Raw genomic sequence first — 14902 nt, forward strand, 5'->3', positions numbered from 1 at the left:
GTCTGATGGCCTGGCATGACTTCGCCGCTGACCGGGGCGATACCTCGGCCCGTTTCCTGAATGGGTCAGGCAACAGTTTCGTCACGGTGGGCGCCGAGCCCGAGAAGCGTAACTACCAGGCCGGGGTGGGCGTGCAGTACTGGATGGAAAACAACCTGAGCCTGTCGCTTAATTACGATCGCAACTGGAATGCGGATTTCAGTGCGGATACCTGGCTGGCCAATGTCCGTTATGACTTCTGACAATAATCGGCAGTGACAGCCTGTTAAAACAATGACGCCCGCAGATGCGGGCGTTTTTTTGGAGGCTTTGTTGCTGTATCCGTGACTGGACTGATCCAAGCATCAGGCACGTTTTCAGCCTGTCCCCAATAGAGTGTCAAAGGTCGTATGATTTTCTGTTAGCTGCCCTGTATCGAAATGGCCGATGTTTTTCCCGGTCATACAGGCGGGGTACCGGTAAACCGGATGGACGCCTTAAATCGAAGCGAATGTCTGGAATCGTGTTAATAGCATGCGGCAGTAACCCCTATCCATCATCGCGGGTAAGGCAAAGCAATAATAGTAATTGACTGGCAGATACTGTAGGCTGCACGGCCTCCAGCCGGGCTGGTTATTTAATGTGCAATACAGAGAGAAATTATGAGTTTTGCCTCCCTGGGATTATCTGCCCCTATCCTTCAAGCCATTGCCGAGCAGGGCTATGAAACGCCTTCGCCGATTCAGGCCAAGGCTATACCTGCCATTCTTGAAGGCCAGGACGTCATGGCGGCAGCCCAGACCGGGACGGGTAAGACGGCCGGATTCACCCTGCCCATCCTTGAGCACCTGTCGCAGGGACAACGGGCCCAGTCCAACCATGTCCGTGCACTGGTGCTGGCGCCGACCCGTGAACTGGCAGCCCAGGTGGGCGACAGTGTCGCAACCTATGGCCAGCATCTGCCGCTGCGTTCCACCGTGGTGTTTGGTGGCGTGAAGATCAACCCGCAGATGATGAAGCTGCGTCGTGGCGCTGATGTGCTGGTGGCTACGCCGGGTCGGCTGCTGGACCTTTACAACCAGAATGCCGTGAACTTCAACCAGCTGGAAGTGCTGGTACTGGATGAAGCCGACCGTATGCTGGATATGGGTTTCATCCATGACATCCGCAAGATTCTTGCGATTCTGCCGGCCAGGCGTCAGAACCTGCTGTTTTCCGCCACCTTCTCGGATGAGATCCGCAAGCTGGCCAAGGGGCTGGTGCATAATCCGGTAGAAATTTCTGTCAATCCGCCCAACAGTACGGCCAGAAAAGTCAAGCAGTGGATTTGTCCGGTGGATAAAAAGCAGAAGTCTGCTTTGCTGACCCAGTTGATTCACGATAACCGCTGGCAGCAGGTGCTGGTGTTTACCCGGACCAAGCATGGCGCGAACCGGCTGACCCGTCATCTGGATGCCGAAGGCATCAAGGCTGCTGCTATTCACGGTAACAAGAGCCAGGGCGCACGGACAAAAGCGCTGGCAGATTTCAAGGCAGGGGCAATCCGCATCCTGGTCGCCACTGATATTGCCGCCCGTGGTCTGGATATCGACCAGTTGCCCCAGGTGGTCAATTTTGATCTGCCCAATGTGGCGGAAGATTATGTGCACCGTATTGGTCGCACCGGTCGCGCAGGCGCCAGCGGGCAGGCGATCTCCCTGGTCAGTGCGGACGAGTTCAAGCAGTTATCCGATATTGAGCGGCTGACCCGCCAGGTGCTGACACGAAAACTGATTGATGGCTTTGAGCCTGTGCATGATGTGCCGGAGTCCCGGTTGGACACCCGACCTGCAAAGCCGAAAAAACCCAAGAAGCCGAAACCGGCTAAAGCAGGCAATGATTCCGCACCCCGTCAGGGGCAACCACGTAAAACCAGTGGAAAAAGTGGGAAGCCCAAGGTATTCAAGCCGGCTGCAAGAAAGCCACGTAATCGTCAACAGACACAATAAGCATGTTTGCATCCAGCGCTGGCTGGAACAGTGATGGGTGCAGTAATTCGTGGCGTGAGTGGGTTTCGGGTATGTCGTTGTCTTCCCACTCATTCATCAGCCAGCATTTGACGGTTCTTGTCCGGCCATCAAATTCTGAACTGAGTCCTGTCAGAGGGGTACAGCGAAGCGCGTTTCTCATTTGTTCCCGGTTAATGGGATAGACATTGATGGTGACGTTGTAATGACCATTCTCGAGCTGTGAATAGTCTGATTCGGAAAAACGTATCCTGGAAAACCGGGCGATTTTGCCCGGTTTTATCACGACTTCGGTACTGCCTAAATAAACAGCACGCAAGGGGGAATTCGTTTGGGCGGCCATAGGCTTGCTGTCACCATCAAAATAAGCGACAACGATGATTTTTTCATGCAGGGCTTTCAATTCCGCGCTGGCCCAATCCGATAATTCTACAGCAATGGAAAACTGTGGGCCGTTGATATAGGCCTCGGAGCACGCAGCAATGCATAAATAAAAAACAAAAAAAAGACTAATACGAAGTATATTGTTGTCTAACTTCATGATGGCAGGGAATCTTCCGGCTATATGGGTTGGGAGAGACCCTACAAAAATAGCGCATTACTGTTTATTGCTGCAGCACAAGTTTTTGCTGTAAGCGATCAATCGCCTGTTGATGGCGGGCTATGGCGTTCGCATCATTTTGCACAATGGCTTCCTGCTGGCGCTGCTGGTGGCGTTCAATCGCCCGCAGTGTGCGCTGCAGGCGAACCTGGCAGGTGGCAGATCCGCACTTGACCGTGTTGCGGTTGGCACAGGTTTTACAGAGGGTGCTCATGGGGCTCTTAATCAGGTGATTATGGGAAAGGGGATAATATATGAACTTATCTCAAATAGTATGGTCTGAGTGTGTGAATGATCACTAGTAAGAATGAGGTTATATATTATGGAGAAAACCACACCTGTCAGACCAGTAATGCCGGTTGCCCCTAGCCCGGCCACTCCAGTGCCTGCAGCCCGATCGGCAGCTGCAACCCTGAGAGAAGTCACGGAATGCAAAGGTATAGTCAATAGCTTTATCCAACAGTTTTCTGGGCAAGCCGCATCACAAGCAGCAAAAAAGCAAGCTATGCACTATCTTGTCAGTGAATTGCAGACAAACTGTTCAGATCTGGGTAATTTTAACTTTACGGAAAAGAAAGATTTGATTCCGTGGGTAGCTGCAATTCATGCAGATTTTGAGAGATTGTCCGGTGTTCTGTATAACCCTGAAGACATAGCCCGTCGTTTAACATACGGTGATCCCCATATGTCTGTTTTAAGCCAAGAGGAGTTTGAAGAAATTAATGGTCTTGAGCGCAGTGGTCAGTACATAAGAGCACAAAAAAAATTACTGGAATATATTCTTGATCGAAATGATCAAAATACACTGGGTCGACTTTGCAGGGTTCTTCAAGATTGCAACCTTGATCTTGCTTATGATGGTTTTTCAGCGGCTTATCATGACAGTAACCCGTCATCCAGTTAATAAATATGATGATTGCAACGGCTATTCGCTTCTCATTGGGAGTTCTTAATGTCCTCTCTATGAACGATCATTGCCAATGGTGCATCAACGTGTCTGATGTCACCAGTTCGATCTGGTGTAAAAAACGTGGCAGAAGGGTTTCGAGTACGGCTGATTCTGCTTCACTGGATGAGCCGGCAACGGCATCAGTCACAACAAGCGTACGGTACCCATGATCTACAGATGCCAGCGTACTGGCCAATACACAGTAATTGATTTTTACGCCTGAAAATATCAAGGTGCTGGGTTGCTGCTGGTTCAACATTGCCAGGAATGTAGGGCTTTCAAAAATCGAATAGGTGTTCTTGTCAATGATACGCTCAGGTGCTGCCAGGCTATGGAAAGGCTCAACCAGATCATACTGGTCGGGAGGTATGCGGCCAAAATTGTCTGTCAGCCATTGATGATAATGCCGTTGCCATTGTGTGGCAGGTGTATCTATTGGTTTAGGCGCTATAAAACGGGTAAATACGGTATCCTGTGTCCTGTGGTGTGTAATTTTAGCGATAACCGGAATGATTGCTTGCAGGCCATCACAATAAAAAATACCGGGTTCATTAAATAGTTTTTGCATGTCTATGACAATATGCAAAGCATGATTATCGATTGGACCGTAGGGGAGCGAGTCAGTTGTCATGGGCTCTGCGTCTTGATCTGATAACTATAAAGGAGATTTTGACAATTGTTTCAGATAATAATGAAAAGGAAAATTCTTTTGGGATTATATACCCCACTGACGCTTACCCTTAAAAAATAGACGCAGATAGACAGCTTTCTTGATTTTGTTTTTTTTGGCGGCCCGGAAGGGGCTGCCACAATACAGTGAAAGCCTTTGTCAGTCAGGTATCGGTATAGCCAATATTAGATGGCTGTTAATTCAGTCTTCCGATTGATTATCAGTCATTGACTAATTTTGATAATGTTGGATCAATCGACAATAGTAGATGGGCAGTTTCAGAGTCAGGCCGAAGCAGTTCAAAGTCATAGTCTTCAAAGCCTGGCGCGACAGAACATCCAATCAGAACCGTATCTTCAAAAGGCTCAGCGGCCTGCCAGGTGCCCGCGGGAATTCCATGGCAAAAACAACCGGTTTCTTTGGAGAGTGTAATGACTGTTGGTGGTTTTATGGTGCTATCCCAGCAATAAAGCTTAACACCGGTGCCCTGGTAGAGGCTCCAGATTTCATCGGAACATAACCTGTGGAACCGGCTGACTTCTCCGGGATTCAGCGTGTAGTAAATGTGGCTGAGCGCCGTACGGGATTGCTCACCGGACACGGTGACCATGCGTTCAGACCGGAACACCTGCCTGAATCGACCGCCTTCTGGAATGGTCAGGAAATCCCTGAATGTCATGTATCTATCTCGGTTTTGAAATTGTACAGCTGGGCACATACATAGATTGTTTATCCATAACGTTCAGGTACCGTATTGTTGTGGATTTTTATACGGAACGGGTAAAACCGCCATCGACTCTTATATTTTGACCGGTGATATAGGCTGCGCCATCCGAAGCCAGAAAGGCAATAAGATCAGAGATCTCGGCCATGGTACCGTAGCGTTTCATCGGGATTCTATTTAGATAAGTATCCTTGGCGGGCAGGCTGTCAATAAAGCCCGGTAAAATGTTATTCATCCGGATATTCTCTGCGGCGTATTTATCAGCATAGAGCTTTGTAAATACTGAGAGCCCGGCGCGAAGTACGCCTGAGGTAGGGAAATCGGGTTCGGGTTCAAACGTGGCGAATGTTGAGATATTGATAATTACACCTGATTGCTGCCGTAGCATGACCGGTGTTACCAACCGGGCTGAACGCACGACATTGAGAAAGTAGACGTCCATACCCTGATGCCACTGTGCATCGGACAGCTCAAGGACTGGGCCCTTGGGGCCATGGCCTGCACTGTTTACGAGAACATCAATCCGCCCCCACTCGCTGAGGGTCATATCAACCAGTTGCTGGAGATCGTCGTTGGACTGGTTGGAACCGGTAATCCCAATGCCACCCAAGGTTAACGCCAGTGTTTCACCTTTACCTGATGAGGACAGGATCGCAATATGATAACCCTCTTCTGCGAGCTTACGTGCAGCGTCGGCGCCCATACCACTGCCGCCTGCAGTGATAACAGCGACTTTTTCTCTGAGCATTGCCCTCTCCTACTGCGTGTAGAGTTGAAAGATGACGCGCCGTATACCAGGCAACACTGGCATGGGGAGAACTAGAGCCAAGCCTGGCAAATGAAATGACATAGAAGAGGATAGTCAAAAGCATCAATAAATCAGTAAAGTACGTTTTGTTTGATGCATTAGTGAAGATAAGGGGGTACTCGTATGGCGCTTAGCTTTTTTAGCAAGGCGTTTTCTAAAAAGGCAGATTGGGTACATTAAGTTAACGATGTTAATTTTGTTCAACCTTTCGTCAGTGAATAAAACAAATCAAAAGAAAAAACATACAGCCTGCATAGAAAACCCCATTGCCTGATCCTGTACACTAAAACGAATCTCAAAAGCGGACATAACGATGAATAAAACAATGACAGCAACAATGCTTGCGGCTTCCCTGGTGATTCTGGCTGGCTGTGCAACCCCGAGTGCCGTCCATCTCAACGATGGCACCAGGATCGACGCAGTGGATGCCCCGTCCTACGATGAGGATACCGGTTTCTACACGGTTGAGACGGTGGATGGCAAGAAGCGCCAAATCAACAAGTCAGTCATCCACACCATCGAACCTCTGGACTAACAGGGATTACCCAATAAACGAACCGATGTTGTTTATTGGGTTTCCATTTCTATCGTTTCGATGCAGGGATATAGAAAGTCAATCAATGCTTGACGGCTAGCGGACGCGATTTCGTTGACGTGACAAGGCAGAAAAGAATGCGCTGATAAGCAGTAGTGCGCCACAGCCTATGAATAGCCCCCCCATCCAAACGCCGGTTTTATTATCAAATGTCCATTCGTCTCTGATTTCGATGTAAGAACGTACATTCTGGTTGCTAAGACTTAAGGCAAATACGGTGTGATAAACCTGATCATCAAATAATGGGGAGCGGGTGTGATGATTGTCGTAAAGAACGGTGACCGTTTGATTGCCTGCATCATTCAGTGTGGCATGGACGTGTTCCAATGCGCCTGCTTTAGAAGGGTACTGGAAGTCCTTTTCGATACCGTTCAATCCAAATCTGAGTGTATCGCTGCCGCCCCGTGAACTGCGCATGATCTTGATGTAACGCAAGCTACCTTCAGCCTGCTCAAGATCCTGGTGATCAGGTATTCCATTTCCCCCAATCAGGAAGAGTATAAAGCCTCCCATGGTCAGTGAGATCATACCAAAAATCATGAACAGTTTTGATGTGTCGTTAGCAGCCATTTATTGAACCAGTTCCCTCTGCGTCATCCTACAGATCAGTATATGAAATTTGATCAGGTTATTCTTGTTTCTTGTATCACGATAAGAGTCGTCTGTTTCACGGTATCCATCGAGCCGTTAGCGATAATCGAATAGCGATTCAGGTTGGCGGGACTGTAGCGTGCAAATACATCTGAATACAGCTTATCGAAGAAACATCAACAAAGGCGCCTTAACCGGCGCGAGCACCATTCGGCACCGGGTTTTCAGGCATGGCAAGGCAAGGCGTGATGCCGTCGGCATAACCGATATCAAACAACATACCCTGGGAAAGTTCCCCGGCCATTTTCCTTTCGGGCAGATTCACAACAAACAGGGCCTGTTTTCCCTCGATCTCGTATGGGTTCTCCCGTTCTTGCCGAATGCCAGCCAGTATTGAACGTGTATGGTCGCCAAAATCCACCGTCAGTTTCATGAGTTTGTTGGATTTTTCCACTTCATTGACGGAGATGATGGTACCAACGCGAATATCAAGTTTTTCGAAGTCATCGAAAGTGACGGTTTCTTTTATGGGGGAAGGTTTCATCGGTATATGTCTCACTACAGGTTAGGGTGACGGATGGAATAGTCTCAGGTTCAATATCAGGACTGTGTCAAAGGAGATAGCAACCTGACTATTTTGAGCAGTATTTGAGAGGATTTGGTCGGAAAAAGCCAGCCCTCAGGAATAACTGATTGCACGTTTTCTCAAGAATGCCATCCGTAATACTGGTTTTCCTGAAGGGCGTTTTTGCAGAAATTTCCTCTGCTCTGATATTGATTTGATGCGAATTAGTTGAGCTACAGATTGGTTATGTTAGCTCCAGTGCTGGCTGTCTATGAGCTGAGGTACAGAAAAATGTAAATACTGCTGTTCTCGTTTTCGTTAATGGCTGGTATTGTAGCTAATATTTTTAAGGCTTATGAGAATAAAAGGGCTGAATCAGTGAGTCAGCCCAGATGAGAAAATACCGTTAATTAACAGAAGGTGGTCTGGTGTGAAGTGCAATCATTTTGTGCGAAAGGATACTCTTGAGAGCATCCTGACAATCTGATCGTATAATGATTGTGGCGTATCCCCATCTACTTTAGACATTATGTGTCTTTCGGTTTTATATAAACCGAAAGCGACCAGGGTTGAGATAGACAGAAAGAGTAAGCATAAAACGATAGTCAGTAACCAATGGTTGTAATCTATGGCCCAGGTAATAAGCGGTGCTCTCAGGAATCCATTAACCAGGAATAGAGGCATTGATATTGTGCCAAAAAATAAGAGTGTTCTTTTAATGGTTTTCGTGTTTTTGATAGGGTCTGATAAATAAATCAATGCAGCCAGTATAAGAATAAGAAAGCTTATGTGGGTAGCATGCCAAACGATTTCATAAATATTGCCGAGGACGAACAGGACAAGTGCTGACAGGATTAATAGTTTGGGGATTTTTATCTTCCTGTTATCCCTGCTGGCCAGATAGATCCCCAAACATAACTCAGGAAGGTGACCGACCACTGTAAAATATATGTTTAGCCCACCAATAATGCCCCCAGTCAGCATGGCGACCAACAGGCTGGTTACCGCTATGGATGGTAGTACCCAGCTGCCACAGGAGACGTGCAGGTAACGAAGAAGGGGGAATATGATGTAAAACTGAAAAATGAAAGGGATAAACCACCAGGGGCCGACGGGAGAAAAATAGTGGTCCGGAAAGACATTGGATAGAAAGGATAGCTTCAATAGTAGAGGGGTAAGCTTTAAATATAAAAGCTCTACTGGACCTAATAAGCCGTAGTCACCAGTAATCCATCCAACGATAATGAGCCATGCGAGTATAGCTAAAAGAAAAGCAGGATAAATTTTCATTATCCTTTGCCAAATAAACGGCCAGTAGTCAGGTTTTTTTGATGAATATTTTTTGGTTAAGCCGTATGCGCTTAGGAAGATGAAAATTTGTACGCCAAAATGGCCGAAAAATGAGAGGGAAGTACGGACAATATTCTCTGGCTCAGAATAGGCAAGATGAAGAAAGTCAAAAAAACGATCAGGATAAAAGCTAAACTCATTCTCCCTTGGTTTGGGGAATAAATGCATAAAGTTATGCGACGCTATCATCAAGATGGCTATGCCTTTATATAAGCTGGAATCTATTTTGTCTAGCGCTCTCCAGTGCATGTTTTTATTCTCATTTGATAGCTGCAAACGTCTGCTTTTAATGTTGCGAAATTAAGTGCTGCATCAGCTAATGTTGATTGTAGAGTGAGACTTGCAATTGCTTGTCCATAAAGAAATTGTTTTTAGCTTCGTAAACCATTAGTTGTCTATGTTTTATTGGTTTTCAGTAATGTGTATAGCTATTTATTTTACTATTAAACTAAGGTAGCACTGTCCTGGTAGAATTAAAAGTTACTCATGTGAATAGCATGTCAGCAGAGTCGATATTGGAGGTTTGAATTCCAGAATTGTAGTTCAAATTTAAGTTAGGTTTGTCTCAGTTGTTTTCGTATGGTTTTAATGATTACGTTCAAGTAACCATTCGCCAATTTTTGGAAAGATTTCGTTTTTCGCCGCACGTCCTCGTATCAGCTGTCCGTGATTATAATCTTTACTGAAACCCGTGCCCTGTGAGCACACCAGCCATGACTTATCGGTGGCGCCGAAGTGTTCATAAATCTTATGGCAGCCGGATACTCAAAGTTCTCCGCTTACTGGATGGCTTACTGTGACCATGGCCACCCCATTCCAGTAACCAGCAGTCAAACCCAAAAGACGAGAGGTACAAGGCAAGATCGCGCACGGCTTCTGCATTGGAAATGGAGCCGTGCGTCACGATGACGAGAACACCTGTTGTTTTTGAATTGAGTAAACGATGAAGAACAATCTCACCACCGTTTTTCATTTTTACTGTGTGTAGTTGTTCTTGCATGAAGGTTTGCGTATGGGGGCGGGGTTGGGGTACTTCAATGGTGGTTTGGAGACTCTGGCAAACCGACTTTTACAAATCACAAAAGGCATCCAAATGGATACCTTATCAACGGCATGCCAGAACTTAGTCAGATAACCACTCTGCCGTTTCAGACCACGCCTGCTTATTCATGCTTTTCTTGAAGAAGCCGAAGTGATCAATGCCTTTCATCTGGTAATCCTTTGGCTGAAGGATTTTCACGTCACTGTCCGCATTTTTAAACAACGCTTCCAGCTTATGGACTGCGGGAGGCGGCGCAAACCGTCTATCGTCTGCCATGCCGTAAAAGCGCATTTTTCCGTTATAGCCGTGGAATCCATCACGCAACGGTCGTCCTTCCGGATCAGCGATATACGCTTTCTTACGACCAAAGCGACTCCAGTCCCGCGCGACATGGTGGGGAAGGTGTTCCGCGCCCAGCACCCATTTGGGCAAACCACCGGTGAGGGTATAAAACAGTGGCAGTACACCAAAGAAAAACGCGACGGTTAAAGGCCGGTCTTTCAGCGGCCAGTTCTTCCAGTAAATATGTTGCGAGGCAATGCACAGGAAATCGGAATAGCGGTTGTTATCCGGCAGTACGCCCAGCAGCTGACCACCAATTGAATGCCCAATGCCTTTCACTTTCAGCTGGGGATGACGCTGCATAAAGCTTGTCAGCATTGCATCCATATCCCGCTGCCCCCAGTGGAGCATGGTGGGTGCCGGAGAATCACTGCGAGCTTTTTTACTCTCGCCGATACCCCGAAATTCATAGGTCAGTACCGTAAAACCCTGCTCGCATAAAAACTCCGCATAGGCCTGGTAATACTTACGCACGACACCCGTCGCACCGTTGATCATCAATCCGATGCCGTTGGCGTTTTCAGGCAGAAACTCTGTACCAGCAAGGTGATACCCGTCATCCGTTTCGATCGTTATATTTTTTATATTCATAGGTACTGCTGTTGTTGATCTACATCTGGAGCGGTTAGGGTGAATGGCTTGGCTCTTTGAGTCAACAGGAAGCAGGGGCGCTATTACTCATCGGTCGCTTGATCCGTTAAGTGCTCAAGGCATGATTTTGTATCGAAGTGACGTATAACAACCCACAAACTGATGGGTTTTAACCGTTAGCAAAAAGCGTGGAAAGGCGGTCTGACGTGATCGGGAATATTCTTTACTGCGATGGATGGGGCTAATGCAAAAATGAAAGCTCGCGAACTACAAAGCCCGCGAGCCTTTCAACCGTGACAGGAGCGGCAATTCAGGCAGCAATCTCCGTAAACCACAACGCATCCTGAAAATTGCCTTTAATCACAAGGTCCCCTTTGCCCATGGCGGAGAACGTATCCAGCTCTTCCTTAGATAGCATGACTTTCAGCGCGGTATCTTTGTCCGACCATATCAACTCCACTGTCGCATTTTTGCTTCCGCCGGGATGGAAGAAAACCATGTTGCGTCGAAAGATATACGTGTGGTTGTGCTTGCCATCGGCCGTGCGGATCACAACCGTCCGGTTGATATAGCGAATCTTTTTCCGAAACGTTTTATTAAATAAAGCGCTGCCCAGCAGTTTGAAGCCAAGGGCGATTAACAGCAGTGTCATCTTCATGGCAATGTCCTTCCGCTACATCCAGGGTTTGAGATTCTCAATGGAAATCTCGCCTGCTTTGACTAACGGAATGACCTCTGCAAGGTCCCTCACAAACGTATCGACGACGTCATCCGTCACCGGGTCCAGCACGATTTTGAGTGCCGGCGGCTGAAAGGAGGGCAGGCAATAGGACTGACGCTCAAACAGGCCGCCCATCACTGCAAATAAATCCAGCCCTTTCTCCAGACGAATCGTCATCGTGCAAAGGTCTGAGGGGAAGCATTCCACGCCGTCGATGGCACTGATTTTTTCGAGGTAGCGTTGTTTCACTTCCATCGAACGCTTGGCCAATGCCAGGTAACCTTCTTCACCCAGGAACTTCATTACCGCCCAGGCCGAGGCAATGGGGCCTGCAGAGGTTGTGCCGGTAATGGCTTCGGTGGAATACAAACCGTCCGGCCAGTCACTGGCGGAACAACAATAATATTGCTCCCATTCTTTGTTGCGGAAGGTGATAGAGGATAATGGCTTTGCACTGTAGCCGTGCTTATGGAGATCCGCCGAGATTGAACGTACCCCCGGCACCCTGAAATCCCAGACCGGTAGTGCCTGTCCCAGCTTTTCGACAAACGGCGATTGAAACCCGCCGAGGCAACCATCTACATGCATCCACACATTGTGTTTTTCTGCGAGCGCGCCCAGTGCGGGAATGTCATCAAACAAGCCGTAAGGCCAGCAGGGCGCTGAACCGGCGATAAGAATCGTGTTCCTGTTAATAGCTTTTTCCATGGCGACCACATCGGCGCGATAATCGTCACCCAGGGGAATACGCTTGATCTCAATACTGGCGTATTTACACCACTTGGAAAATGCCGTGTGGATGGAGTAGGGGACAACGATGTTGGGCTTGAGAATCCCTTTTTCCTGTTGGCCCCATTCCTTGGCGGCGGCAATGGCCGAGTACAGACTTTCGGAGCCGCCGGAGGTGAACCTGACCCGGGCATCCTGTGGAAACCGCAGCATCTCCTTGACCATCTGCTTCACTTCCAGGCCCATCTGCGTGCAGCCGGGCAGGAGTTCTTTGTAGAGGTAATTCCGCCTTAAAAACATCCGGTTGGCATCTTTGGCGATCTCGGCGGCTTCCAGGTGCGACATCAGGGTGGTCGATTGGATGGTGTTGTGGGAATAGATGTCTGTGACATCCATGGCATCGAAATCCGACAGCCGTTGCATGACGTCTTCTTTCGTTGCCCCTTTGTCGGGAAAGACCTTGCCTTCAAACGCGAGGTCTTGTTCGCCACCGAAATAACCCATACCACCCTCCTTATACTTATCTCCCTGGATTGTAGGGGGTATGGATGGATCAAAAACTGATCGAAATCAGTAAATAGTACTATGGTACATATTGCTGTTTTAAAGAAATGAAACAATGGTTTGTATACAGTGATAAACGAACAGGGTTCACTTTTGATTCTCTGAAAGAAGAAGTGATGCGTGTACTGAATGACTACGGTATCAAATATAAGATTAATTTTGTCTGATTACTTATCAGGCAAATGAAAGTGGTGTTTTGGATTCACCCCCCTTCCTACCGTTCCGCTACCTCTGGTACTTCGCCTTTTTATCAAGGCGTTTCTCTTCTTTCATCTGCATCTTATTCTTAAAATCCCTCTTCATCGTTTCCGTTGCCTTCTCTACCTCAAGCCATTTTTTTTCGCTTAGTCGGCGAACCGCTTCTTCTGCCCACTCGATCCATGGAAACTCATTACGTTGATATTCTATTTGGTGCTTCATCTCCATATGATTTAAAAGATTCAGGTAACTTTTTGGCTCTATCAAAAAATCGCACTTCAGACAGCGCAAAAAGTCACCGAAATTGATGTGCTTTACTGTGCATTCTCCAGAATCGTGCCATTCGGCTTTAAACTTACTGACAGACCTCCAAGCATTGGTATGTTTTTCCTTCTTGGCCTTATGACTTAAAGCTCCCATATGAATAATAACTTCATTCCACCCCTTGACAACGAATGAGCAATTCTCATCCAGGCAGGCATAGCGAGTCCCGCGCCCTTTTTTTTTCTTTTGAACAGCAACATTGCCCTGCACCGAAATACTACCTCCCGTCGCCTGACCTGAAAGCCCCCCATCATCCGCTACGCACGGTAGAAGCTGAGGCTGATTGACGCTGGTATTTCCCTCTTCTTTGCGCCGGGCGCCAGACGTCACCCCCGCCGCCGACGCATTACCTGAAGCTACATCGGGATCTGGCTGAACTGCAACGGGATTCTGGGGCATTTTCTTAACCCCGGCAGTCAAACTCTCTTTCTGGTCACGAGATTGGCTATTTTGATCCTGGCTATACAATGCTCTCATGTAGGGGGAACTTGCATTTTTTTGCAACTTCTTCTCCATCGATGCCTTAAATGCCCTCCTGAACGTTTCCATTTCAGCATCCCTCGCCGTCTCGACCTTAACCCAGTGTTTATTGCTCAGACGTTCAGACGCCTTGTTGGCATATTCGCACACGTCAAGATCTTTCTTTTCTGCAATATTTTCTCTATGCACCTTTATCACATGTGTTGACAATTTCCCGTAACCGCCTGGCGTAAATATGCAGTCACATAGCAGACAGCCAACAAAATCGCCAAATTTTATTGATTTCACACTGTGTCGACCTGACTTAATCCAATCTGCCTTATACCTGCTAATATCCATCCAACCATATTCTTTTGATTGGCTGCTTAGTTCAGGGTGTTCACTTTCCATATGGGCACAGGCATGCTGCCAACCTGCGATAACCTTCTGGCATTTTTCATACAGGCACCCGTACTTCTTTTTTCCTTTTTTCCCAAAAGTTGACTGGTTGCATGAACTTGGCAGTTCCTTTTTCTTCTCAGGTTTACCCTCCAGCGAACCTGAAGTCATGCTTGACACTCTGTTTGGGCGATATCGTGTCGCAGGCACTTTTGGGCGCGCCCCAGCCGGAGAAGGTATTGCCTGAACCGACGCTAAAGCCCCAGCAGATTCGGAAGAGGCAGTGCTCACCTTTCGAAAAACACCCGTCTGAAATCCTGTGTTCTCCGCATTATCCTGACTTGTTGGCGTGCCACCCTTCTGCTCTTTACTGATTTCAGAAACAGTTTTCGACCCCGTCTTTGTTGATCCTTCCATTCGCCCTACTTTGATGTACCAATTTGCTTCATGGTGATTCAGACCAACCAGGACATCAAAAATTCCGAAGATGGATGTTCTATAACTGCTTTTGTTATTCCCGGAACCCGCTATGACAGGATAGTTTTCACTCCTCACCGCCGCAGGCGGGACAGCCGGACAAAAATTCCCTGTAATGCCTGTTATGAGCAATAGCCTGTTTTGAGTGGCGCTTTCTTTGAGAGTGAGAAAGCGCTGCGGGGGTTCAACGCTGCTTGGTATTTGTCCTTTGGCATACC

17 protein-coding genes are annotated in these 14902 nt (G+C 47.6%); 4 read left to right on the forward strand and 13 right to left on the reverse strand.

All coding sequences use genetic code 11. The annotated features are described in order from the left end of the window. Together AC27K1_RS19780 and AC27K1_RS19785 are read left to right on the forward strand one after the other, a co-directional pair. Positions 1 to 242, forward strand: a 242-nt coding sequence (locus AC27K1_RS19780) for an autotransporter domain-containing protein (protein WP_487152521.1), incomplete at its 5' end; no start/stop codon positions are given. Between the two features lie 399 nt (positions 243 to 641). After that, positions 642 to 1967, forward strand: coding sequence for a DEAD/DEAH box helicase (locus AC27K1_RS19785; RefSeq protein ID WP_487152522.1), 1326 nt, complete (start codon positions 642 to 644; stop codon positions 1965 to 1967). On the opposite strand, the gene AC27K1_RS19790 is transcribed toward AC27K1_RS19785, so the two are convergent. Together AC27K1_RS19790 and AC27K1_RS19795 are read right to left on the reverse strand one after the other, a co-directional pair. Next, positions 1921 to 2526: a hypothetical protein gene (locus AC27K1_RS19790; RefSeq protein WP_487152523.1), complete on the reverse strand. Its 606-nt coding sequence runs from the start codon at positions 2524 to 2526 to the stop codon at positions 1921 to 1923. The genes AC27K1_RS19785 and AC27K1_RS19790 overlap by 47 nt on opposite strands. A 64-nt stretch (positions 2527 to 2590) precedes the next feature. Continuing rightward, complete coding sequence (locus tag AC27K1_RS19795) at positions 2591 to 2800, reverse strand: hypothetical protein (protein ID WP_487152524.1); 210 nt, start codon at positions 2798 to 2800, stop codon at positions 2591 to 2593. 108 nt (positions 2801 to 2908) lie between these two features. Here AC27K1_RS19795 and AC27K1_RS19800 point away from each other — a divergent pair, with 108 nt between their 5' ends. After that, positions 2909 to 3490 carry a hypothetical protein gene (locus AC27K1_RS19800; protein ID WP_487152525.1) on the forward strand — a complete coding sequence of 194 codons (582 nt, stop codon included), beginning with the start codon at positions 2909 to 2911 and terminating at the stop codon, positions 3488 to 3490. Positions 3491 to 3557: 67 nt separating this feature from the next. On the opposite strand, the gene AC27K1_RS19805 is transcribed toward AC27K1_RS19800, so the two are convergent. The 3 genes from AC27K1_RS19805 to AC27K1_RS19815 form a co-directional block, all read right to left on the reverse strand. Continuing rightward, a complete protein-coding gene (locus tag AC27K1_RS19805) occupies positions 3558 to 4166 on the reverse strand; it encodes a cysteine hydrolase family protein (protein ID WP_487152526.1) in 609 nt (202 codons plus the stop codon). A 259-nt stretch (positions 4167 to 4425) separates the two neighbouring features. Further along, the gene (locus tag AC27K1_RS19810; protein WP_487152527.1) at positions 4426 to 4884 is read right to left on the reverse strand and encodes a cupin domain-containing protein; all 459 of its coding nucleotides are present in this window, start codon (positions 4882 to 4884) and stop codon (positions 4426 to 4428) included. 88 nt (positions 4885 to 4972) lie between these two features. After that, the gene (locus AC27K1_RS19815) at positions 4973 to 5677 is read right to left on the reverse strand and encodes an SDR family oxidoreductase (RefSeq protein WP_487152528.1); all 705 of its coding nucleotides are present in this window, start codon (positions 5675 to 5677) and stop codon (positions 4973 to 4975) included. A gap of 385 nt (positions 5678 to 6062) precedes the next feature. Between AC27K1_RS19815 and AC27K1_RS19820 the strand changes: the two genes are divergently transcribed. Next, the gene (locus AC27K1_RS19820) at positions 6063 to 6272 is read left to right on the forward strand and encodes a YgdI/YgdR family lipoprotein (RefSeq protein ID WP_487152529.1); all 210 of its coding nucleotides are present in this window, start codon (positions 6063 to 6065) and stop codon (positions 6270 to 6272) included. Positions 6273 to 6368: 96 nt separating this feature from the next. Here AC27K1_RS19820 and AC27K1_RS19825 read toward each other — a convergent pair whose 3' ends face one another. The 8 genes from AC27K1_RS19825 to AC27K1_RS19860 all read right to left on the reverse strand — a co-directional run bounded on the left by AC27K1_RS19825 (position 6369) and on the right by AC27K1_RS19860 (position 14624). Next, positions 6369 to 6902, reverse strand: a complete 534-nt coding sequence (locus tag AC27K1_RS19825; RefSeq protein WP_487152530.1) for a hypothetical protein — start codon at positions 6900 to 6902, stop codon at positions 6369 to 6371. A 211-nt stretch (positions 6903 to 7113) separates the two neighbouring features. Continuing rightward, positions 7114 to 7467, reverse strand: coding sequence for a hypothetical protein (locus AC27K1_RS19830; protein WP_487152531.1), 354 nt, complete (start codon positions 7465 to 7467; stop codon positions 7114 to 7116). A 462-nt stretch (positions 7468 to 7929) separates the two neighbouring features. Beyond that, positions 7930 to 9087 carry an acyltransferase family protein gene (locus tag AC27K1_RS19835; RefSeq protein WP_487152532.1) on the reverse strand — a complete coding sequence of 386 codons (1158 nt, stop codon included), beginning with the start codon at positions 9085 to 9087 and terminating at the stop codon, positions 7930 to 7932. A 499-nt stretch (positions 9088 to 9586) separates the two neighbouring features. Next, the gene (locus AC27K1_RS19840; protein WP_487152533.1) at positions 9587 to 9838 is read right to left on the reverse strand and encodes an alpha/beta hydrolase; all 252 of its coding nucleotides are present in this window, start codon (positions 9836 to 9838) and stop codon (positions 9587 to 9589) included. Positions 9839 to 9961: 123 nt separating this feature from the next. Beyond that, positions 9962 to 10813: an alpha/beta hydrolase family protein gene (locus AC27K1_RS19845; RefSeq protein ID WP_487152534.1), complete on the reverse strand. Its 852-nt coding sequence runs from the start codon at positions 10811 to 10813 to the stop codon at positions 9962 to 9964. Positions 10814 to 11123: 310 nt separating this feature from the next. Then, positions 11124 to 11471 (reverse strand): hypothetical protein, encoded by a 348-nt coding sequence (locus tag AC27K1_RS19850; protein ID WP_487152535.1) that lies wholly within the window; start codon positions 11469 to 11471, stop codon positions 11124 to 11126. Between the two features lie 15 nt (positions 11472 to 11486). Beyond that, complete coding sequence (locus AC27K1_RS19855; protein ID WP_487152536.1) at positions 11487 to 12767, reverse strand: aminotransferase class V-fold PLP-dependent enzyme; 1281 nt, start codon at positions 12765 to 12767, stop codon at positions 11487 to 11489. Between the two features lie 285 nt (positions 12768 to 13052). Continuing rightward, positions 13053 to 14624, reverse strand: coding sequence for a hypothetical protein (locus tag AC27K1_RS19860; protein ID WP_487152537.1), 1572 nt, complete (start codon positions 14622 to 14624; stop codon positions 13053 to 13055). Between the last annotated feature and the right edge of the window lie 278 nt (positions 14625 to 14902).

Source organism: Kistimonas ophiarachnellae, from assembly GCF_057552235.1.

Bases quoted from the DNA above. Each gene is read 5' to 3' on its own strand.
- AC27K1_RS19810 (WP_487152527.1), bottom strand. From the start codon at position 4,884: ATGACATTCAGGGATTTCCTGACCATTCCAGAAGGCGGTCGATTCAGG.
- AC27K1_RS19785 (WP_487152522.1), top strand. From the start codon at position 642: ATGAGTTTTGCCTCCCTGGGATTATCTGCCCCTATCCTTCAAGCCATT.
- AC27K1_RS19820 (WP_487152529.1), top strand. From the start codon at position 6,063: ATGACAGCAACAATGCTTGCGGCTTCCCTGGTGATTCTGGCTGGCTGT.
- AC27K1_RS19835 (WP_487152532.1), bottom strand. From the start codon at position 9,087: ATGCACTGGAGAGCGCTAGACAAAATAGATTCCAGCTTATATAAAGGC.
- AC27K1_RS19840 (WP_487152533.1), bottom strand. From the start codon at position 9,838: ATGCAAGAACAACTACACACAGTAAAAATGAAAAACGGTGGTGAGATT.
- AC27K1_RS19860 (WP_487152537.1), bottom strand. From the start codon at position 14,624: ATGGAAGGATCAACAAAGACGGGGTCGAAAACTGTTTCTGAAATCAGT.
- AC27K1_RS19825 (WP_487152530.1), bottom strand. From the start codon at position 6,902: ATGGCTGCTAACGACACATCAAAACTGTTCATGATTTTTGGTATGATC.
- AC27K1_RS19845 (WP_487152534.1), bottom strand. From the start codon at position 10,813: ATGAATATAAAAAATATAACGATCGAAACGGATGACGGGTATCACCTT.
- AC27K1_RS19850 (WP_487152535.1), bottom strand. From the start codon at position 11,471: ATGAAGATGACACTGCTGTTAATCGCCCTTGGCTTCAAACTGCTGGGC.
- AC27K1_RS19815 (WP_487152528.1), bottom strand. From the start codon at position 5,677: ATGCTCAGAGAAAAAGTCGCTGTTATCACTGCAGGCGGCAGTGGTATG.
- AC27K1_RS19790 (WP_487152523.1), bottom strand. From the start codon at position 2,526: ATGAAGTTAGACAACAATATACTTCGTATTAGTCTTTTTTTTGTTTTT.
- AC27K1_RS19830 (WP_487152531.1), bottom strand. From the start codon at position 7,467: ATGAAACCTTCCCCCATAAAAGAAACCGTCACTTTCGATGACTTCGAA.
- AC27K1_RS19800 (WP_487152525.1), top strand. From the start codon at position 2,909: ATGGAGAAAACCACACCTGTCAGACCAGTAATGCCGGTTGCCCCTAGC.
- AC27K1_RS19855 (WP_487152536.1), bottom strand. From the start codon at position 12,767: ATGGGTTATTTCGGTGGCGAACAAGACCTCGCGTTTGAAGGCAAGGTC.
- AC27K1_RS19795 (WP_487152524.1), bottom strand. From the start codon at position 2,800: ATGAGCACCCTCTGTAAAACCTGTGCCAACCGCAACACGGTCAAGTGC.
- AC27K1_RS19805 (WP_487152526.1), bottom strand. From the start codon at position 4,166: ATGACAACTGACTCGCTCCCCTACGGTCCAATCGATAATCATGCTTTG.